The sequence below is a fragment of the Nocardiopsis rhodophaea genome, assembly GCF_039530945.1.
Classification (GTDB): domain Bacteria; phylum Actinomycetota; class Actinomycetes; order Streptosporangiales; family Streptosporangiaceae; genus Nocardiopsis_C; species Nocardiopsis_C rhodophaea.
Map to the genome: position 1 here is coordinate 41,725 of NZ_BAAAPC010000024.1, position 18,529 is coordinate 60,253.

Sequence of the window (18,529 nt, forward strand, 5' to 3'; positions counted from 1 at the left end):
CCCCGCCGCCGCTACCGGTGCCAGCCGTTGCCCTGGGTGAAGCAGCGCACCAGGTAGTCGCGCAGCGACACCACGGCCAGCCGCCGCTGGTCGGTCTCGTGGTCCCACACGACGATGCCCGGCCCGTAGTCGGTGTGCACGTAGGCGAACTGCGGGCCCATGTCGCTGTCGCCGAAGAAGATCATCTCGTCGAACGGCGCGTAGAGCTCCAGGTAGTCGGGTTCGGCCCGCATGGCGAGGTTGTCCTCGATGAGCCGCTCCACCGGCCACACGACCGCGTCGCCGTAGGCGTTGTGCACCCCGTCGCATTCGCGTAGCAGCGACCCCAGCTCGAAGGGCATCGGCAGCACCAGCGCCTTTTCCACCTCGGCCAGCATCGCCTCGTCGGCCGGCCCGGGCAGCTCCGCCTCGGGGTACAGTTCCACGATCAGTTCACGCCACACATAGGGAATCATCACAGGTCGTGGCAAGGCACGAGAAACCGGCGGCCGCGAGCCGAGGGATTCGGGCCGGGAATCCACCACATGGGCACCGGTGACCGGTATGCGCGCCCGCTCCCGTCTCCTCCCGCACCGCTCGGCGCGGGGCGGCCCTTCAGGGGCGCAGCGGAAGCTGCGCGGTCAGCCGGTAGCCCCCGCACGGCGTCGGGCCCGCGCGCAGGGTGCCGCCCAGGCTGTGCGCCCGCTCGCGCAACCCCGGCAGCCCGTGCCCGCCGGAGGGCAGCTCCAACGGCGGCGCGGTGGGGGCGTCGTTGGTGACGTCGATGCGCAGCTGGGCGTCGTTCTCCCCCAACCGCACCCGCACCGGCGCGCCCGGCGCGTGCTTGCCCGCGTTCGTCAGGGCCTCCTGCACGATGCGGAACGCGGCCCGCTGCAGCGGCTCGGGCCAGGCCGGCCCTTCATCGGCGGGCACGGCGAGGTCGGCGGTGATGTGCGGCCCCGCCTCCGCGATCAGGCGGGGCAGGTCGGCCAGGGTCGGCTGGGGCGCCAGCCCCGTGGAGTCGGCCCCCGAGGCGCGCAGCACCGCGACCATGTGCCGCAGTTCACCCAGCGTGGTCACGCTGCGCCGCCGGATTTCCGCGGCGGTCTGGGCGGCCTCCGGGTCGCGGGTGGCGACCTGCAGCGCCCCGGCCTGCACGCTGATCAGGCTGACCTGGTGGGCGACGACGTCATGCATCTCGCGGGCGAGCCGGGCGCGCTCGGTGGCCAGCACCTTCTCCGCCATGAGCTCCCGCTCGCTGGCCTGGCTGCGCTGCAGCTCGCACAACCGCTCCTCCAGCTCGGCGCGGGTGCGCGCCAACAGCCCCAACGCGGCCGGGGCCAGCCCGGTCAGCAGCGAGTACCCGGCGATCAGCACCGCCTCCGACACATCCGCCCCGGCCACGAACTCCCGCAGGTCACTGACCGGGTAGGGCACCATGTCGAAGACGATGACCAGCACCATGGCCGCGGCCACCGCCCAGCGGCGCCGGTCATAGCGCGCCACCGTGTACAGCGCGACGATGGACGCCGACCACAGGTAGGGGATCCACAGCGCCGGCAGGGTCGCCAGCAGCACCAGCCAGGGCCAGCGGCGCCGCAGCGGAAGCACCGCGGCCGCGAACAGGGCGGTGCCCAGCTGCACCGGGCCCTCGCTGCCCACCAGCAGCAGCGACTCCACCACCGCCACGACCACCGGCAGGCCCAGCGCCGCCCACGTGGGCATCCTCACCCGCGACCCCAGATCTCGACCGGCCCGGCGCGGTGCGCGATCACGGCGGCCTGCACCCGGTTGGCGGCATCCAGCTTGTCCAGCAGCACGCTCACGTGGTCCTTGACCGTGCCCAGCCCCAGGTGGAGGCGTTCGGCGATCTCGGCGTTGGAGCACCCCTCCGCCAACAGCCCCAGCACGTCGCGCTCGCGCGCGGTCAGCCCCTCGACCCACTCCGGCAGCGGGGAATGGGCCTCAGCGCGGGCGTCGACCATACGGTGGGTCACCGCCGCGGAGAACGTGGTCCCGCCGCTGGCCAGCAGCCGCACCGCCTGCACGAGCTGCTCGGGGTCGGTGTCCTTGAGGAGGTAGCCCGCCGCGCCCGACCGCAGCGCGCGCGTGATGAACTCGTCGGTGTCGAACGTCGTGAGCATCGCGACCACCGGCGGGTCAGCTTCGGCGCGCACCCGCCGCAGCACACTGAGCCCATCCACCTTGGGCATGCGGATGTCCAGCAGGACGACGTCGGGGCGGGTGCGCTCGATGAGGCCGGCCGCCTCCACACCGTCCCCGGTTCCCACCACCTCGATGTCCCCACCCGACCGCAGGATCATGGACAGCCCTGTCTGGATCAGGGTCTCGTCATCGATGATCACCACGCGGATCACTGGGCCACCTTCCCTGGACAGGCACCATCTGGGCGGTGCGCGCAACGACTCTAAACGCTTCCGGGTAGCGGTGTCTCCTCCGCGGGGAGGAGGGCGTTCCAGCCACCCGGCGGGGGTGCGGCGGCCGCCCAGCGGGTGCGCGCGGCGGAGACCAAGGAGATGATCACCTATGTGATCTTCTCCCCCGCCCGCCGCTTCCCCTTCGGCGGCCCCGCCCGCCCTGGCGCGGCGGCACCCCGCGGGGCGGGTGGCGTGGTGGCAGACCGGCCCTAGGACGGATGGGGCCGACCTTCCACCACGGGGCAGGGGGCGGCAGTGGGGACTCCGCTGCTCCCTGCCCTGCTCCGCGCTCACCGCAAGCGCGGGACCCGCGGGAGGCGGGCGCGACCGCACCGCGCCTCCCGGTCGGCCGCATCGTCCTGGTGCCCCCGGGGGTGCGGTCCACATAGCCCTGGAGGGCACCACAGCGGGTGGCCCGCGGCGGCGGGCCACCCACCACACCCCGCCGCCCACGTGTGCGCCTCGCCCGGCCTCCCCTCCCCGCCCCGGCAGGCGGGTTCCGGCGCGGCCTGCCCACGGGGCGGCGGGCCCGCACAAAAATCTGCGGCAGGTGGAATATCATCTGCATACCCCCTGTTAGAGGGGGTGCGGGCCGGTGCGGTCTAAGTGTCCCCCGGGCTCCACTCATTGCCTTCGCGGAATACCGCGCCCGTCCCACCCCGGTGGGCGGGCGGTCTTCGGAGCCGCGTTGTGCCCTACGCCGTGAGGCGACCGCCGTACCGGCCCCGCACTATTGCGGCGGGCCCGCCACCTGCGTGTGGCGGGCCCGTTCGCGTAGGTCGCCGCCGATCCATCAGACCCGCGCCACCGACACGATTGCGCGCCCGCGCGCCGCGCGGCCCCCTGCCCGACGGCAGATGGGCATCGTCACAGCCCACCTCTGACCGCCCGGCTCCCGCCACCATCGAGGGCGGATGGCCCCGCACCCCCTGCACACCCCGCCCCAGGGCGGGCCCGACCGCGGCCGCCGCGCTCCGGCACACGCGTGCGGATTGGCACGCGGTGCGGACCTTCACCCCCACCCGTGGGCGAGGCCGGCCGACCGGCGCAGCGCGGCACGACAGCGGCCTCCACACGCCGCGTCACGGCCGCAACCTACCGCGGCTACTCGCCCGGTCCCCCGCCCGAGCCGACCGGCCGCAGACGAACGACGAGGTCCGGGGGGACCACCATCGCCGCCGCGCCATCCGTCGCGCCCGCGCCGTCTTCTCCGCGGTCAGCGCCTTCCCCCAGCGCGCAACCATCCCCTACATGGCGGGCCCGGCGCGCGTCTTCCGCTCGGGTTGACATTGACATTGGTGTCAACGTAGTCGACTGCGCCCATGAGCACTTCCACCAGCACCCAGCTTCAGGACACCGCCGTCATCGTGACCGGCGCGGGCTCGGGGATCGGCCGCGCCACCGCACGCGCCGCAGCCGAGCAGGGGGCCCGTGTCCTCGCGGTGGGCCGACGGCGCGACGCGCTGGTGGCCACCGCCCGCGACCATCCCGGCATCGTCTGCCACCCCGCAGACATCACCGCGCCCGACGCACCCGACACCATCGCCCAGGCCGCCCGCACCCGGCTGGGGCGCATTGACGCCCTGGTCAACAACGCGGCCATCCTCGGCGGCGGCCCGCTGGGCACCGCCACCCGGACCCAGGCGATACGCCTGTTCGACACCAACCTGATCGCGCCGATGCTGCTGTCCCAGGCGGTCGTGGGTGACCTGGAGTCCACCGGCGGGGTGATCGCCAACGTCTCCACCTCGGTGGGGCAGCGCGGCTGGGCGGGCAGCGGGCCCTATGCCGCCTCCAAAGTGGCGCTGGAGTCGTTGACCCGCAGCTGGGCCGTGGAACTGGCGCCGCGCGGTGTGCGCGTGGTGGCGGTGGCGCCCGGCGCGATCGCGACCCCCATCGGTGCCAACAACGGCATGTCCCCTCAGCGCCGGGAGGAGATCCGCGCGTGGCAGGTCGCCCGCACACCGATGGGCCGCCGAGGCCGCCCCGAGGAGGTCGCCTGGGCGCTGTGCGCGCTGATCGGCCGCCAGGCGTCGTTCGTCACCGGTGCCGTGCTGCCCGTGGACGGCGGGGCGGTGGTGGGGTGAGCAGCCCGCCCGCAGGCCAACGCTCCGCGGGCGGCCTGGGCCGCCCGCACGGACAGGGCCGGCAGGCGACCCCTATCTGCCGTTCCAGGTGCGCGAGGCGGGATCGTGCAGGGCGGCGGACGCGGATAGGAACATCGCGCGGTTGAGCTGCCGGTTGCCGCCCCGCGGCGCATGTTCTGCGTCTATCGGGGTCCCCGACGACGTGGCCGGGGGGCGAGTCCGGCATCAGAGGCGAGGTGGGCGGTGGGGAAGCCGGCGCCGTCGCCGGGCAGCGACGCCAGGACCTGGAAAGGAGGGTGGGCCTCCAGCAGGGCCCCGATCCGGGCTTCCAGGGCCCGGCGCTGTTCGTGGACGGCCGCGCGCCGCCGGGACAGGGAACGGGATGACGATGCCGACAGTGCCCGTGCCGGGAACGACGAGGGCCGGCTCATCAAGGGCCTCGAAGACATTGTGCACACGTTGCCGCCCCGGGTGGGGCCATCGCGGGCCCGCGCGGCGGCGCACCGCCCGACGGAGGCGACAATGGGGCCGTGTATCGCAAAGATGAGGTGGCGGGGATGCGTATCGGGCAGCTGGCGCGGGCGGCGGGGGTGTCACCGCGATCCGTGCGCCACTACGAGCAGGCAGGGCTGATCACCAGCACCCGGGCCGCCAACGGCTACCGGGTCTTCGATGAGCGCGCCCTGCGGCGCGTCCGCAACATCTCCTTCCTGCTCGCAGCGGGGCTCACCCTGCGGGATGTAGAGCACTTCCTGGAGTGCCTGGACGGCGATGTCGCCGGGGCGCCTCCGGCCCCGGCCAAGCTGGAGGTGGCCCGCGCACGCCTGCGTGTGGTGGAGGAGCGGCTCGCGGCCCAGACACGCCTGCGCGACCGCCTCGCTCAGATGGTGCGCGAAGCCGAGGCGGTGTGCGCCAGCACGGTCCCAGACCACGGCTGACGCCCCCGCCCCCGGCGCGCCGCATGCCGCGGTTCCACCGGTTTCGCCCCGGCTTGCCAGAGAACCGCCGAGACGCTCCGTATTCCCTCCTCACCACCTCCACCTGCGGCTTAATGGGAACATCAGCCCTCCCCTGCCTTCGATCCACCGCCAGCACCGCTGGAGAGGGACCGCCGATGTCCGTCATCCCGTCCACCCGACCCAGCCTGGCCTGGCTGGCCGCCGCCACCGCGACCGTGGCCCTCCTCTCCCTGGGCACAACCGCCGCCCCCGCCTACCCCGGACACACCGTGAGCCGCTACATGCCCCTGTCCGGCACCGCCTCCGACATCTCCACCGCCCGCAGCGCCGGATGCGACGCGGGCCGCACCGGCCGCAGCGGAGTGCGCATCCTGTTCTTCGGCACCCAGGAGCGCGGCGGGCGGCTCCGCCCGCCCGGCACCACCCGCGACAGCACCGCCCCCCGCGTGGCCGCGACCCGCGCGATCCGGGTCACCGCCGCATGGGCACGCGGGTTCTCCTCCTGCCGCACCCGCGGCGCCACCGCCGACGTCGCCCTGGGCGTCAACAACAAAGACGACACCGGGCTGGGCGGCGGCACCGCCGGCACGGCCTGGGCCCGCATCGTCAACGAGGCCGCCTCCTCGGCCAGCACACCGGCGGTCACCATCGCCGGCGCCGTCGACGCCGAACCGTCCTGGTCCTCGCCCGCCTGGGCGCGCGGCTGGGCCCGCGCCTTCACCACAACCAGCACCCGCCCCCTGTACGCCGCCAGTTCCGCCGACGGCTGCCCCACCTACGGGTCGGCGTCGGTGGCCTGCGGCAACGGCTGGACACTGGCCGATGTGCACTACGTGGCCACCGGCGCCTCCGCCCAGATCCGCGCCATCCCCCAGATCTACCGCACCGACGGCATCCAGGCCCGCCAGTGGGCACGGATCAGCTCGTGGGGCGCACGGCAAGGCCCCGGCACGGTGCGCTTCGCCGGGTCGCTGTCCCAGCACGTGGCCTGCCGCCAGCGCGGCGGGTGCGCGAGGACGAACAACACCGCCAAGGCCGCCTGGACCCAGTTGCGCGACGCCCTCAACGCCCACCCCGAGACCCGCGTGTCCGCCCTGCCCAACGCCACCGACGTCCGCTGGCCCTGAACCGCCCCGGCCGGGGCGGGGCTCACCGGGCATAAGCGGCGGTGATCGCGCGGTGGTCGCTCCCGGGGACCTCGACCACGCCCGCCCGCACCGCCCGCAGACCGCGCGCCATCGCGTGGTCGAGCCGCACCAGCGGCACCGACGCGGGCCAGGTGAACCCCAGCCCGCGGCCCGCCTCGTCCTGGGCGTCGGTGAAGCCCGCGAACGCGCCCAGCCGCCGGTCGGTCCCGGCGGTGTTGAAATCACCCAGGACCAGGACACGCTCGGCGCCGCTACCGGTGGCGGCCCGGGCCAGCCGACGCAGCGAAGCGTTGCGCTGGGCGGTGTTCCCGGGCCGGAGGGAGGCCAGGTGCGCGGCATAGACCGTGACCGGCCCCTGGGGTGTGGCGACCTCGGCCCGCAGCGCCCGCCGCCACCCGATCCCCACATCGACCGGTTCACTCACCTCCAGGGGGAAGCGGCTCCACAACCCCACCGTGCCCGCCGCGGTGGAGTACTTCAGGCCGGTGGGGCACGCGCTGGCCGCCCCGGTCATCTCCTGGGCGGCGATGAGGTCGGCGCCCCGCGCGGCCAGGACCCCCAGGGCGGCGCACGGGTCGGGGTTGCCGGCGCGCAGATTCACCGAGGCCACCCGCAGCCCGGGCGAAACAGCGTCGGCGGGCCCGGCCAGCAACGCCGGGGCGAACACCGCCCCCCAGCAGGCCAGCGCGGCCGCGGCGGCGATCGCCCCCGCCCCCGAGCGCGCCGTCGCGGCCACAGCGGCCAGCACAGCGATGGGGGCACCCAGCCAGGGCAGGCCGGTGTCCAGGAAGGAGCCGACCGGCTCGGGAACCAGCCGGTGGCCGATGAGGAGCGCGGCTGCGGCCAGCGCGGCGACGCCGGCGCCCGCCCCGACGGCGCGTCCGCGGGCCGGCGGCCGCCGGTGGCCGCGGCGGCGCGCTCGACCCCGGGCGGGTGCCGGGCGGGTGGTGGTGTGCATAGGACGCACACTGGCCCGCGATTCTAAGAGCTCGATGAGAACCGCCCGCGCCCCTGCGGGGCCGCCTCAGCCGCGGCCGAGGTAGGGCATGGTGGTGGCGGTGAGGGTGCAGGAGCAGATGTTGGCCTCCAGCGGCCGCGCGGCCATGGCCGCCACGGCATCGGCGGCGCGGGTGCCGTCGGCCTGGAGGGCGCCCTGGGCGATGGTGGCGCTCAGCTCGGTGGCCGCGTTGTCGATGTGGATCTGCCCGCAGGCGATGTTGTAGGGGCGCCCGTGCAGGCTCAGCGCCGCGGTCAGCCCGGTCACGGCGTGCTTGGTGGCGGTGTAGGCGACGGAGTGGGGGCGCGGCGGTGGGGTTCGGCCCTGGGCCGCCCGCTGGGGGTGGTGTCGCTGCTGGTGGGCGGGCACCCTATCGGCGGCGCGACGAGGGGGCGCGGGCCGGTGCCGGGTCGGACCGCCACGGACCGGGCACCGGGGCCGAGGGGTCACCGCGGGGCGGGGCCGGTGCTGGAGCGCACGACGAGCTCGGGGTGGAAGGACAGCCGCCGCGGGGCGGGGTCGGCGCCGTTGATGCCGTCCATGAGGGAGGTGACGGCGGCCTGGCTCATGGCCCGCACGGGTTGGCGCACGGTGGTCAGCGGCGGGTCGACGTAGGCCATGAGGGGCGAGTCGTCGTAGCCGACGACCGACACGTCGCCGGGGACGGCCAGGCCGCGTTCCTTGGCGGCGCGGATGGCGCCGATGGCCATGGTGTCGCTGCCGCAGCAGATCGCGGTGCACCCGTCGTCGAGCAGCCGCTGGGCGGCGGCGTGCCCGCCCTCCACGGTGAACAGGGTGTGGCGGATCCAGGCGGCGCGCACGGCCCCGGGCCCCAGCGTCTCGGTCATGGCGGCCACGTACCCGGCTTTCTTGCCGATGGAGGGCAGGTAGCGCTCCTGGCCGAGCGCCAGCCCGATGCGGTGGTGGCCCAGGCTGGCCAGGTGGCGCACGGCCAGCTGCACCGCCGCCTCGTCGTCGGTGGACACCAGCGGCGCCTCCAGGCCGTCGCGGTGGCCGTTGATGAGCACGATGGGCAGGCGGCGGCGCAGGAGCCGCTGGTAGCGCTCGGTGTCGGCGCGGGCGTCGGCGTGCAGGCCGCAGACGAACACGATCCCGGCCACGCCGCGTTCCAGCAGCAGTTCGGTGTAGTCGTCCTCGGCGATGCCGCCGGGCTGCTGGGTGCACAGCACGCTGGCGTACCCGTGGGAGATCAGCCCGGATTCGAGGAACTGGGCGAAGCTGGGGAAGATCGGGTTGGACAGCTCGGGCACGATGAGCCCGATGAGCCCCGCTCTGGTCGTCTGCAGCCGACCGGGCCGCTCATAGCCGCACACGTCCAGCGCGGTGAGCACGGCCCGCTGCTTGTCGGCCGACACGCCGGGCCGCCCGTTGAGGACGCGGCTGACGGTGGCGACGCTGACCCCGGCCTGGGCGGCGATCTCGGTGAGTGTGGCGCTCATCAGGCCAGCACCTTACCGAGACCGCCCCCGGAGCGCGGGCTGCGTGGCGCAATCGGTCACGACTTGGTGCTCCCGGCGCTCAGCCCGGCCACCAGGTGGCGCTGGACCGCCAGGAACACCGCGGTGGCGGGCGCGGCGATGAGGACGGCGGCGGCACTGAGCATGCCCCATTCGGCTTTCTGCTGGCCGACGAACTGGCCCAGGCCCACCGCCAGGGTGGAGGTGGCGTCGGTGGTGAGGAACGCGGTGGCGTAGGCCACCTCGCCCCAGGCGGTGATGAAGGCGTAGAAGGCGACCACGGCCAGGCCGGGGCGGGCCAGGGGCAGGATGAGCCGCCAGAACGTGCCCAGCGGGCTGAGCCCGTCCATGCGCCCGGCCTCGTCGATCTCCACGGGGATGGTGTCGAAGGTGCCGCGCAGCATCCAGGCGGAGAACGGCACGGCGATGGTCAGGTAGGTGAGGGTCAGACCCAGGTGGCTGTTGATCAGGCCCAGGGTGGAGAGCACGTTGTACAGCGGGACGATGAGGATCGCCACGGGGAACATCTGGGTCACCAGCAGCATCCACAGCAGCGGCCGCATCCCGGGGAAGCGGAACCGGCTCAGCGCGTAGCCGGTGGTGGCGGCGGTGATCAGGGCGACAGCGGTGGTGCCGCCCGCGACGACGAGGGAGTTGGCGAACCACGTAACAAACGACGTGGAACCCAGCACCTGGACGTAGTTGTCCAGAGAGGGGTCGTGGAACAGCTCGATGCGGCTCGACTGCCAGGCGCCGCGGGGTTTGAGCGAGGTGAGCACGACCCAGACGACCGGGAGCACGGCGCAGGCGCCGGCGGCCAGCAGGGTGGCGTGCAGGGCCGCGGAGGCGGCGCGGGAGCGCACGCACCGCGGCGCGCGGGTGCGGGGGGTGGCGGTTACCATGCGGTGCCTCCGCGTCGTAGGGCGCGCTGGTAGACCGCGGCCATGGCGACCAGCAGCAGGAGGATGAGCATGCCGTAGGCGGCCGAGCCGCTGTAGTCGCGGATGCCTTCGAAGGCCATCCGGTAGGCGTAGGTGACCAGCAGTTCGGTGCTGTCGCCGGGTCCGCCGCCGGTGACCAGGTAGATCACCGGGAACTGGTTGAAGGTCCAGATCGTGCCGATCAGCACCACCGGGGCGCTGATCGGGCGCAGCCCGGGCAGGGTGATGTGGACGAACCGCTGCCAGGCCGAGGCCCCGTCCACGCGCGCGGCCTCGTAGTGCTCGGCGGGGATGGACTGCAGGCCGCCGAGCAGGGCCAGCATCATGAACGGCACCCCCACCCACACGTTGACGCAGATGACGGCGATCTTGGCCGTCAGCGGGTCGTTCAGCCAGGCCACGGCGGGCAGCCCCAGGCTCGTCAGGGCGGCGTTGAACACCCCGTAGTCCTGGTTGAACAGGAACCGCCAGGTGAAGGCGGTGACGAACGGGGGCACCGCCCAGGGCAGCACCATCGCCATCCGGTAGGCGGCGCGCCCGCGCAGGGGCCGGTTGAGCAGAAGCGCCAGGCCCAGGCCCAGCCCGTAGTGGGCGGCGATGCACACCACGGTCCACACCAGCGTCCAGGCCAGGCGCGGCCAGAACGCTCCGGTCTCGCCCGACAGGATGGCGAGGTAGTTGTCGGCGCCGACGAAGGTGTAGGTGGCGGGGATCTCGTTCATCCCGATGGTGCGCCCGACGGTGGCCTCGGTGGCGTTGGTCAGCGACAGGTACAGGCCGCGGGCGAACGGGATGCCGATGATGACGGTGGTGACGATCACCACGGGGGCGACCAGGAGCCAGGCGTGGCCGTGGGCGGTCAGGGCGCGGCGCAGCGGGCCGGGTACGCCGCGGCGTACCCGGCGCCGCGGTGCGGCCGGCGCGGGGCGCCGGGCGGGCAGGGTGGTGGTCATGGTGCGGTTCAGTCCCATCCCAGGGCGTCGCGGTAGTCGGCGGCAACGGCGTCCAGGGCCTCGTGCGCGGTGGCGTGCCCGGAGACGGCGGCGGGCAGCTGGTGGGTGAAGGGCTGGAAGAGGGTGCCGCTTTCGGGGATCCACACCCCGGGGTGGGCGGTGTCGATGGCGGGTTGGAAGGCGCGGACGGTGGGGTGGGAGGCGATCTCCTCGCGCTCGTAGACCGAGGCGCGGGTGGGCAGCAGCCCCAGTTCCTTGGTAATGGTGGCCTGGCTGTCGGCCGATGCCATGAACCGGATGAACGCGTAGGAGGCGTCCAGGTCGCCCGATCCGGCGTATACGGCGTAGTCGTGGCCGCCGGTGGGGCCGCCCCGGCCCTGGGGCCCGGCGGGCAGGGGGGCAACGCCGAGGTTGTCGGCGTTGCCGCTGAAGGCGGAGCCGGAGCGGATCTGGCCCAGTGACCAGGGGCCGTTGAAGATCATGGCGACGTCGCCGTCCTTGAAGGCGGTCTGCATGGTGGCGTATGTATCGGTCAGGGCGGGATCGGCGGCGGCACCGGAGTCGATGAGGTCGAGGACCTCCTCCAGGGCGGCCACGCCGGCGTCGTCGTTGACGGTGATCTGCTGCTTCTCCACGTCGAGCAGGTCGCCGCCGTGGGCGTAGTAGTGCGGCAGGAGGAAGAACCCGTCGGCGGCGTTGAGGTACAGGCCGGTGGCGTCGGTGGCGTCGTTGACGTCCAGGGCGACCTGTTTGAGCTCCTCCATGGTGGCGGGGGGCGTGTCGTGGCCGGCCCGGGCCAGCAGGTCCTTGTTGTACAGCAGCGCCAGGGAGTCGGTGACCTGGGGGACGGCATAGGTGGCGCCCGCGTGCCGGGTGCTCGACAGCGGGGTGGGCAGGAAGTCCTCGGGGTCCTGCAGGGCGGGGGTGTCGTCGAGGGGGGCCAGGTAGCCCAGGGCGGCGAGTTCGGCCACCCAGCCGACGTCGGCGCGCATGACGTCGGGGGCGTCGGTGCCGGCCTGCGCGGCAGTTTTGAACTGCTCCTGGGCGTCGGCGAAGGGGACGTTCTCGTAGTGGACGGTGATGTCGGGGTGGGCGGCCTCGAAGTCGGCGATGAGGTCGCGGAAGACGGGGGCCTCGGTGGTGGCGTCCGAGGTGTCCCAGAAGGTGATCTCTGTGGAGCCCGCGGCGGGTTCCGCGCCGCCGGTGCCGCAGGCGGTCAGGGCCAGGGCCAGGCCGAGCGCCGCCGCAGCGGTGGGGGCCAGACGCATGGTGCCTCCTTGGGGGTGGGGGTCAGGGGGGTGGTCCTCGCCGCCGTGTCCCCCGTGGCGGAAGGATTGCGCAGAAGCTAGCAAGAAATTTCAAAAACTGAAACCCTCTTGCAAAGCCCGCGGCATCACCCCAACCCCCGCCCCCACCCCTCACCAGCACAAACACCACACCCCCTCCGACCCGCCACCACAAGGGAGCCACCACCCCGGCCACCCCCGCCCCCCTCAGCCACAATGAAAGGCAGAACACCCCCACCCCGCCACACCCGCAAAGGACCCCACATTGGCCGGCATCGACTACCAGCACGCCAGCCGCACCAACCTGCTGGCCTGGTCACTGCTGTTCGTCGCCCACGCCGCCACCGGGCTCATCCTCCTCATCCTCTACGCCCTGGCCACCCTCCTCTCCCTCATCTGGGTCGGCCTCCCCCTCATCGTCCTCCTCACCCCCCTCATCCGCGCCCACGCCGACACCCACCGCCACATGCTCGGCCACTTCCTGCCCAGCGGACCCGTCCCCTCCCCCTACAACCCACTCCCCGCCACCGGCATCGCCCGCCGCGTCGGCGCCATCCTCACCGACCCCACCACCTGGCGCGACCTCACCTGGCTCCTCGTCAACGGCCTCATCGGCGCCGCCATCGCCGCCCTGCCCGCCCTCCTCATCGCCCAAGCCGCCCACCTCACCCTCTACAGCACCGTGCTGTGGACCACCGCCCCCGACAGCTACTACAACCTCACCCCACCCCACGACCAAACCAGCGCCCTGATCACCCTCCTCCCCGCCCTCCTCCTCATCCTCGTCTCCTGGGCCATCACCCCCATCAGCGTCAGCGGCTACGCCCACCTCAACCGCTGGCTACTGGCCCCCGACGAAAAAGCCCGCCTCGCCCAACGCGTCGCCCACCTCGCCACCTCCCGCGCCGAAACCATCGACGCCCAAGCCTCCGAAGTCCGCCGCATCGAACGCGACCTCCACGACGGCGCCCAAGCCCGCCTCGTCGCCCTCGGCATGAGCCTGGGCATGGCCGAACAAATGCTCACCCACGACCCCCACACCGCCCAACAACTCCTCACCGAAGCCCGCGACACCACCCGCCAAGCCCTCACCGAACTCCGCGACCTCGTCCGCGGCATCCACCCACCCGTCCTCGTCGAACGCGGACTCCAAGGCGCCGTCCGCGCCCTAGCCGTCACCCAGCACCTGCCCATCGACGTCGACATCGACCTCCCCGGCCGCCTCGCCGCCCCCGTCGAATCCGCCGCCTACTTCGCCATCGCCGAAACCCTCACCAACACCGCCAAACACGCAGACGCCACCCGCGCCTGGGTCCGCATCAACCACGGCGGCGGCCGCCTCGTCCTCCTCGTCGGAGACAACGGAAAAGGCGGCGCCGACCTCTCCCAAGGAACCGGCCTCCACGGCATCCGTCGCAGGCTCGGCGCATTCGATGGCACGATAAGCATCGTCAGCCCGGCAGGCGGGCCGACAATCGTCACGATGGAGCTCCCGTGCGTGTTGTCATCGCCGAAGACCTCGCCCTCCTCCGCGATGGACTAATCCGGCTACTGCAAGCCCACGACCTCCAGGTCGTCGCCGCCGTCGACAACGGCCCCGACCTCCTCAAAGCCCTCCTGGAGCACCAGCCCGACGTCGGCGTCGTCGACGTCCGCCTGCCCCCCACCTTCACCGACGAAGGACTCCAAGCCGCCATCGAAGCCAGACGCCGCGTCCCCGGGCTGCCCATCCTCGTGCTCTCCCAACACGTCGAACAGCTCTACGCCCGCGAACTCCTCTCCGACAACGGCGGCGCCGTGGGCTACATGCTCAAAGACCGCGTCTTCGACATCGGCCAATTCATCGACGCCATCCGCCGCGTAGCCGCCGGCGGCACCGCCATGGACCCCGCCGTCATCTCCCAGCTCCTCGCCAAACAAAGCGAAGACGGCCCCCTCGCCGCCCTCACACCCCGCGAACGCGAAGTCCTCAGCGAAATGGCCGAAGGCCGCTCCAACTCCGCCATCGCCCAACGCCTCTTCATCACCGAAAAAGCAGTCAGCAAGCACATCAACAACATCTTCACCAAGCTCGACCTGCCGCCCTCCAACGACGACAGCCGCCGCGTCCTGGCCGTACTCGCCTACCTCAACAACGCCTAACCCCACCCCACAGCCACACCCCCACGCCCCGCGCCGCGCCGGTGCCGACGCTATGACCGCCCGCACCGCCACCGGACCAGCCCACAAACCGGCCGCAGACGCACAATGGCGCCACCAACCAATAACGCCCACATCCAGCCGCCCCGGCGCACCACACGCCGCACCGCTACTCGCGCGGACCCCCCTCAGGCGTCCGGTACAACCCGTCGATCTCCTCAGCAAACGCCCGCAGCACCGCATCGCGCCGCAACTCACCCGAAGGCAACACCAACCCACTCTGCGGCGTGAACTCCTCAGCCAGCACATGAAACGCCCGCACCGCCAACCCCGGCGGCACCGTCCCGTTCGCCTCATGCACGATCGCCTGGATCTCCTTGAGCAACTCCGGATCGGACGCGATCTCCTCCGGCGCCATCGACAACGGCCGACTGTTCACCAACCGCCAGTACTCCAACTGGTCACGCACCAACGTGATCAACGCACTCACATACGGGCGCCCCTGCCCGATCAGCATCACCTGGCTCACCAACGGATGCGCCTGCAACCGCTGCTCCAGAGCCGCCACCTGGTCCACCGCAGCACCCACCGCGGCCGATGCCGACGGCGCCGCCGAAGCCGCCCTCTCAGGCGCCGACCCCGACCCAGCAGACGGCACCTCCGACGCCACCGGCGCGGCCGCCTCCGGTACCACCGCCGGCATCGGACCACTCTCCGCCGCGACGCCCGGGGCCGACTCCGCCACAGCACCCCCGCCCCGCGGCGCCCGCGGACGCGGCCGCGCCGGCGCCAGCGGCGCCTCCAACGTCGCCTGCGGGCGCATCCGCTGCACCACGCTCACATACCCCTCGGCGTCCATCTCCCCGACAAACCCCGTCGCCAACCACCCGTCGCGGAACGCCCCACGACTGGCCGCCTCATCACGCCAATACCCCCCGAACACGCCCTCACCGCGCACGTGCAGCTCGCCCTCACGCGACAGCCTCACCTCCACCCCAGGCAACGGCCGCCCCTGCGCCCCCGCACGACGCTCCCCCGGAGCGTTCACCACAAACGCACCACCGGTCTCCGGGACCCCAAACGCCTGATAGACCGGGATACCCGCACCGCTGTAAAACCGGTCCATCTTCTCGCTCAGCGGCCACCCCGCACACACGACGAACTGCGCCCGACCGCCCAACGCCTCCCGGATCCGCGCGTACATCCAGTCGTACATCGCCATCGACACCCGCTTCCAGGCGCCCTTGCGCTCGGCCCGGTCGAAATCCACCGCCAGGTCCGTCGCCGCGTTATACGCGTTCAGACTGTCCCAGCTCGTCTCCCGCGCCCGCGACCGCTCAACCGCGTGCACCTCCTCCAACAACCGCGGCGTCGCGACTACCACCGTGGGCCGAAACTCCCGCACCGCACGCAACCACCCCGCACCCAGCGGCAACAGGCCCACCCGCACCTGCCCCACCAAGCACGCCACCAACGCCGCCAACCCGTGCACATCAGAAGGAGGCAGCTGCAGCAGCGCCGCCGCACGCCCCTCCTCGACACCACCCAACGCCGCACCCAACCGGCGCACCACACCGTCAGCCGCAGCCAGCACATTCCCGTGCGTCAACACCACACCACGCGCCCGCACCACACGCCCCACCGGGTAGGCGATCACCGCCGGATCCTCCCGACGCGCCTCCTCCCGCCGAAACCGCACCGCCGTGGGATCCATATAGGCGCCCGGACGCGCGATCGCCTCCAAACCCCCCTCATCCAACCGCCACGTCCGCGCCAGCTCCGTCAACTCCGCCGAAATACCGGCGACCGTGCCCGCATGGCGCCCATCCTCCACCACCACAGCGGCCGGACCGCAGTCCCGCAGCACATGACGCACCCGCTCCGCCGACGCCGACGACGGCACCGGCACCACCACCGCGCGCACCACCCACGCCGCGAACGCCACCAGCGCCCACTCATAGCGGGCACCACAGACCACCACAATCCGGTCACCAGCGCCCACACCCGCCGCGATCAAACCCTTGGCCAGCGACGTCACCTCACTGAGGAACTCACCCGCCGTCACATGCCCCCAGCCGCCCTCAGCGCCCCGACGCGCGAACACCCTGCTACGCGCCGCCGTATTGGCACGGTGATAGGCGATATCCCCCAGCACATCGAACCGCGGGGCCTGCGCCACCCCATCCGCGCGCGACTGCCGCATGCCGGCAACTCCTCCACCTACAGGGGCCGCCACCCGGCCGCCACCCTCATGTCGCAAAAACGACGAACGTCTCCTGAACGAGCCCTACTGTGCACGGTTTCCTCACCCAACAGCAACTCCCCCGCCACGCCCCCAACCTGCACCCACACACCCACACACCCACCCCGCCCGCACCCGACACCGCCCCCGCGGCCCTTGAGCCCCCGCCCTCCCCCCGGCACACTGACCCCCCATGACCCCCACACACAAACTCACCACCCTCCTGGCCGCCCTCACCCTCGCCACCACCCCCGCACTCACCACCCCCGCCCACGCCGCCACACCACCACCCGCCACACTGGCCACCTCCGGCCACCCCATCGACCCCCGCCCCGACACCGCCGAACTCACCCACCACCTCCACCACCTCGAAAAACGCAGCCACGGCCGCATCGACGTCACCGAAATCGGCCGCACCAACCAAAACCGGCCCATCTACAACGCCACCCTCGGCACCGGCCCCCGCCGCCTCCTCTACATCACCCAGCAACACGGCGACGAACCCCTCGGCACCCCCGCCGCCCTCGAATTCCTCCGCCACATCGGCACCGGCACCACCCCCTGGCACCACTGGATCCGCTCCCGCCTCACCATCGACATCGTCGTCCGCGCCAACCCCGACGGCTCCGAACTCGACTGGCGCTACAACTACGGCCCCCACGCCAACCCCGAATACGGCCACAAAGGCAAGGGCTACGACCCCAACCGCTACCACGCCCCCGACCTCCACCCCGACGACAACCCCGTCCCCGAATCCGCCGCCGTCCAACGCACCTACGCCAAAACCGACCCCGACATCGTCGTCGACTACCACATGCAAGGCCGCTACACCGACGCCCACGGCCGCGAAATCACCGCCTCCGTCATGTGGCCCACCCACCCCGACGTCGACACCGAGCCCACCGACCTCGCCCGCCAGGTCTCCGTCGCCGCCGCCAACGCCATGAACGCCTCCCACCCCGCCGCCAACGTCAGCACCTACCCCGGCGGCAACTACCGGGGCATCGCCCGCAACGCCTACGGCCTCCGCGGCAGCGGCAGCGTCCTCATCGAACTCAGCGACATCGGCCCCCACGCCGAACAGCGCCAGATCCGCTCCGCACTCACCGCCATGACCGCCATCGCCCAACGCTTCGCCGACGGCTCCCTCACCCGCATCGACCCCCGCCGCGCCAACCGCATTCCCCCACGCGGCCACCCCATCCCCAGCGACGACCGCGCCCCGGCCACCGGACGGGCCGACACCCTCGACTGACCCCCACAAAACCGACGGCCCGCAGACCCCTCCGGCAGGGATCGACGGGCCGTCACCACACGCGGCCGCTACCGCCCCTCATAGGCCGCCCGCAACGCCGCGAAATCGAGCTTCGTCATCGACAGCATCGCCTCGGTCGTCCGCTTCGCCCGCTCCGGATCCGCATCCCCCAGCATCTCGATCAACCCGTCCGGGATGACCTGCCACGCCACCCCAAAACGATCCTTCAACCACCCGCAGGCCACCTCCTGGCCCCCCGCACACAACCGGTCCCAGTAGTAGTCCAGCTCCGCCTGGTCCGCGCAGAAGATCCGAAACGAAACCGCCTCATTGAACGTGAACTCCGGCCCGCCGTTCAACGCCACGAACTTCTGCCCCTCCACCTCGAACTCCACCGTCATCACCGAGCCCACAGGCCCCGGACCCGCCTCGGTACAACGCCCCACCCGCCCCATCCGCGAATCCGCGAAGACCGACGTGTAGAACACCGCCGCCTCCTCCGCCTGCCCGTCAAACCACAGACACGTGGTCAACCCGCCAACAGTCATCACCATCACCCCCAACACGTGACTCACACCACGCTAACCACCCACCCCACGCCCCACCCACAACCAACAGCCCCGCGTT

17 protein-coding genes and 1 pseudogene are annotated in these 18,529 nt (G+C 72.5%); 6 read left to right on the top strand and 12 right to left on the bottom strand.

Features of this window, described 5'->3' with window-relative positions:
- Window positions 1-11 precede the first annotated feature (11 nt).
- The 3 genes from ABD259_RS22370 to ABD259_RS22380 all read right to left on the bottom strand — a co-directional run bounded on the left by ABD259_RS22370 (window position 12) and on the right by ABD259_RS22380 (window position 2,357).
- A complete protein-coding gene (locus tag ABD259_RS22370; protein WP_344109533.1) occupies window positions 12-455 on the bottom strand; it encodes an SMI1/KNR4 family protein in 444 nt (147 codons plus the stop codon).
- A 139-nt stretch (window positions 456-594) separates the two neighbouring features.
- On the bottom strand, window positions 595-1,704 hold the full coding sequence (locus ABD259_RS22375; protein WP_344165198.1) for a sensor histidine kinase: 1,110 nt from the start codon (window positions 1,702-1,704) through the stop codon (window positions 595-597).
- A 2-nt stretch (window positions 1,705-1,706) separates the two neighbouring features.
- Entirely contained in the window at window positions 1,707-2,357 is a 651-nt protein-coding gene (locus tag ABD259_RS22380) for a response regulator (RefSeq protein ID WP_344165199.1), read from the bottom strand.
- Between the two features lie 1,382 nt (window positions 2,358-3,739).
- Here ABD259_RS22380 and ABD259_RS22385 point away from each other — a divergent pair.
- Window positions 3,740-4,504, top strand: a complete 765-nt coding sequence (locus ABD259_RS22385; RefSeq protein ID WP_344165200.1) for an SDR family NAD(P)-dependent oxidoreductase — start codon at window positions 3,740-3,742, stop codon at window positions 4,502-4,504.
- 75 nt (window positions 4,505-4,579) lie between these two features.
- Here the strand turns inward: ABD259_RS22385 and ABD259_RS22390 are convergent.
- Window positions 4,580-5,020, bottom strand: a pseudogene (locus ABD259_RS22390) (transposase); the annotation flags it as partial.
- A 14-nt stretch (window positions 5,021-5,034) separates the two neighbouring features.
- Here ABD259_RS22390 and ABD259_RS22395 point away from each other — a divergent pair.
- A complete protein-coding gene (locus tag ABD259_RS22395; RefSeq protein ID WP_344165201.1) occupies window positions 5,035-5,442 on the top strand; it encodes a MerR family transcriptional regulator in 408 nt (135 codons plus the stop codon).
- A gap of 176 nt (window positions 5,443-5,618) precedes the next feature.
- Window positions 5,619-6,590, top strand: a complete 972-nt coding sequence (locus ABD259_RS22400; RefSeq protein WP_344165202.1) for a hypothetical protein — start codon at window positions 5,619-5,621, stop codon at window positions 6,588-6,590.
- Between the two features lie 22 nt (window positions 6,591-6,612).
- Here the strand turns inward: ABD259_RS22400 and ABD259_RS22405 are convergent, their stop codons facing one another.
- The 6 genes from ABD259_RS22405 to ABD259_RS22430 all read right to left on the bottom strand — a co-directional run bounded on the left by ABD259_RS22405 (window position 6,613) and on the right by ABD259_RS22430 (window position 12,248).
- On the bottom strand, window positions 6,613-7,569 hold the full coding sequence (locus tag ABD259_RS22405) for an endonuclease/exonuclease/phosphatase family protein (protein WP_344165203.1): 957 nt from the start codon (window positions 7,567-7,569) through the stop codon (window positions 6,613-6,615).
- A 66-nt stretch (window positions 7,570-7,635) separates the two neighbouring features.
- Window positions 7,636-7,977 (bottom strand): SDR family oxidoreductase, encoded by a 342-nt coding sequence (locus tag ABD259_RS22410; protein ID WP_344165204.1) that lies wholly within the window; start codon window positions 7,975-7,977, stop codon window positions 7,636-7,638.
- A 77-nt stretch (window positions 7,978-8,054) separates the two neighbouring features.
- Entirely contained in the window at window positions 8,055-9,068 is a 1,014-nt protein-coding gene (locus ABD259_RS22415; protein ID WP_344165205.1) for a LacI family DNA-binding transcriptional regulator, read from the bottom strand.
- A 56-nt stretch (window positions 9,069-9,124) separates the two neighbouring features.
- Entirely contained in the window at window positions 9,125-9,988 is an 864-nt protein-coding gene (locus ABD259_RS22420) for a sugar ABC transporter permease (protein ID WP_344165206.1), read from the bottom strand.
- Window positions 9,982-10,980 (bottom strand): carbohydrate ABC transporter permease, encoded by a 999-nt coding sequence (locus ABD259_RS22425; protein WP_344107026.1) that lies wholly within the window; start codon window positions 10,978-10,980, stop codon window positions 9,982-9,984. Before ABD259_RS22425 ends, ABD259_RS22420 begins: the two co-directional genes overlap by 7 nt.
- A gap of 8 nt (window positions 10,981-10,988) precedes the next feature.
- Window positions 10,989-12,248 carry an extracellular solute-binding protein gene (locus ABD259_RS22430; RefSeq protein ID WP_344107024.1) on the bottom strand — a complete coding sequence of 420 codons (1,260 nt, stop codon included), beginning with the start codon at window positions 12,246-12,248 and terminating at the stop codon, window positions 10,989-10,991.
- 283 nt (window positions 12,249-12,531) lie between these two features.
- Here ABD259_RS22430 and ABD259_RS22435 point away from each other — a divergent pair, with 283 nt between their 5' ends.
- Together ABD259_RS22435 and ABD259_RS22440 are read left to right on the top strand one after the other, a co-directional pair.
- On the top strand, window positions 12,532-13,809 hold the full coding sequence (locus tag ABD259_RS22435) for a sensor histidine kinase (protein WP_344165207.1): 1,278 nt from the start codon (window positions 12,532-12,534) through the stop codon (window positions 13,807-13,809).
- Complete coding sequence (locus ABD259_RS22440; RefSeq protein WP_344107022.1) at window positions 13,761-14,408, top strand: LuxR C-terminal-related transcriptional regulator; 648 nt, start codon at window positions 13,761-13,763, stop codon at window positions 14,406-14,408. The genes ABD259_RS22435 and ABD259_RS22440 overlap by 49 nt, the downstream gene beginning before the upstream one ends.
- A gap of 166 nt (window positions 14,409-14,574) precedes the next feature.
- Here ABD259_RS22440 and ABD259_RS22445 read toward each other — a convergent pair whose 3' ends face one another.
- A complete protein-coding gene (locus ABD259_RS22445; RefSeq protein ID WP_344165208.1) occupies window positions 14,575-16,608 on the bottom strand; it encodes an AMP-binding protein in 2,034 nt (677 codons plus the stop codon).
- A gap of 232 nt (window positions 16,609-16,840) precedes the next feature.
- On the opposite strand from ABD259_RS22445, the gene ABD259_RS22450 reads away from it, so the two are divergent.
- Window positions 16,841-17,902, top strand: coding sequence for a M14 family zinc carboxypeptidase (locus tag ABD259_RS22450; RefSeq protein ID WP_344107020.1), 1,062 nt, complete (start codon window positions 16,841-16,843; stop codon window positions 17,900-17,902).
- 68 nt (window positions 17,903-17,970) lie between these two features.
- Here ABD259_RS22450 and ABD259_RS22455 read toward each other — a convergent pair whose 3' ends face one another.
- Window positions 17,971-18,450, bottom strand: coding sequence for a VOC family protein (locus ABD259_RS22455; protein ID WP_344107031.1), 480 nt, complete (start codon window positions 18,448-18,450; stop codon window positions 17,971-17,973).
- Window positions 18,451-18,529: the final 79 nt, after the last annotated feature.

What these genes read in the sequence shown, in the direction of transcription:
- ABD259_RS22420 (WP_344165206.1), bottom strand. Translation starts at nt 9,988, where the DNA reads ATGGTAACCGCCACCCCCCGCACCCGCGCGCCGCGGTGCGTGCGCTCC.
- ABD259_RS22455 (WP_344107031.1), bottom strand. Translation starts at nt 18,450, where the DNA reads ATGACTGTTGGCGGGTTGACCACGTGTCTGTGGTTTGACGGGCAGGCG.
- ABD259_RS22375 (WP_344165198.1), bottom strand. Translation starts at nt 1,704, where the DNA reads ATGCCCACGTGGGCGGCGCTGGGCCTGCCGGTGGTCGTGGCGGTGGTG.
- ABD259_RS22370 (WP_344109533.1), bottom strand. Translation starts at nt 455, where the DNA reads ATGATTCCCTATGTGTGGCGTGAACTGATCGTGGAACTGTACCCCGAG.
- ABD259_RS22450 (WP_344107020.1), top strand. Translation starts at nt 16,841, where the DNA reads ATGACCCCCACACACAAACTCACCACCCTCCTGGCCGCCCTCACCCTC.
- ABD259_RS22385 (WP_344165200.1), top strand. Translation starts at nt 3,740, where the DNA reads ATGAGCACTTCCACCAGCACCCAGCTTCAGGACACCGCCGTCATCGTG.
- ABD259_RS22415 (WP_344165205.1), bottom strand. Translation starts at nt 9,068, where the DNA reads ATGAGCGCCACACTCACCGAGATCGCCGCCCAGGCCGGGGTCAGCGTC.
- ABD259_RS22405 (WP_344165203.1), bottom strand. Translation starts at nt 7,569, where the DNA reads ATGCACACCACCACCCGCCCGGCACCCGCCCGGGGTCGAGCGCGCCGC.
- ABD259_RS22400 (WP_344165202.1), top strand. Translation starts at nt 5,619, where the DNA reads ATGTCCGTCATCCCGTCCACCCGACCCAGCCTGGCCTGGCTGGCCGCC.
- ABD259_RS22430 (WP_344107024.1), bottom strand. Translation starts at nt 12,248, where the DNA reads ATGCGTCTGGCCCCCACCGCTGCGGCGGCGCTCGGCCTGGCCCTGGCC.
- ABD259_RS22425 (WP_344107026.1), bottom strand. Translation starts at nt 10,980, where the DNA reads ATGACCACCACCCTGCCCGCCCGGCGCCCCGCGCCGGCCGCACCGCGG.
- ABD259_RS22445 (WP_344165208.1), bottom strand. Translation starts at nt 16,608, where the DNA reads ATGCGGCAGTCGCGCGCGGATGGGGTGGCGCAGGCCCCGCGGTTCGAT.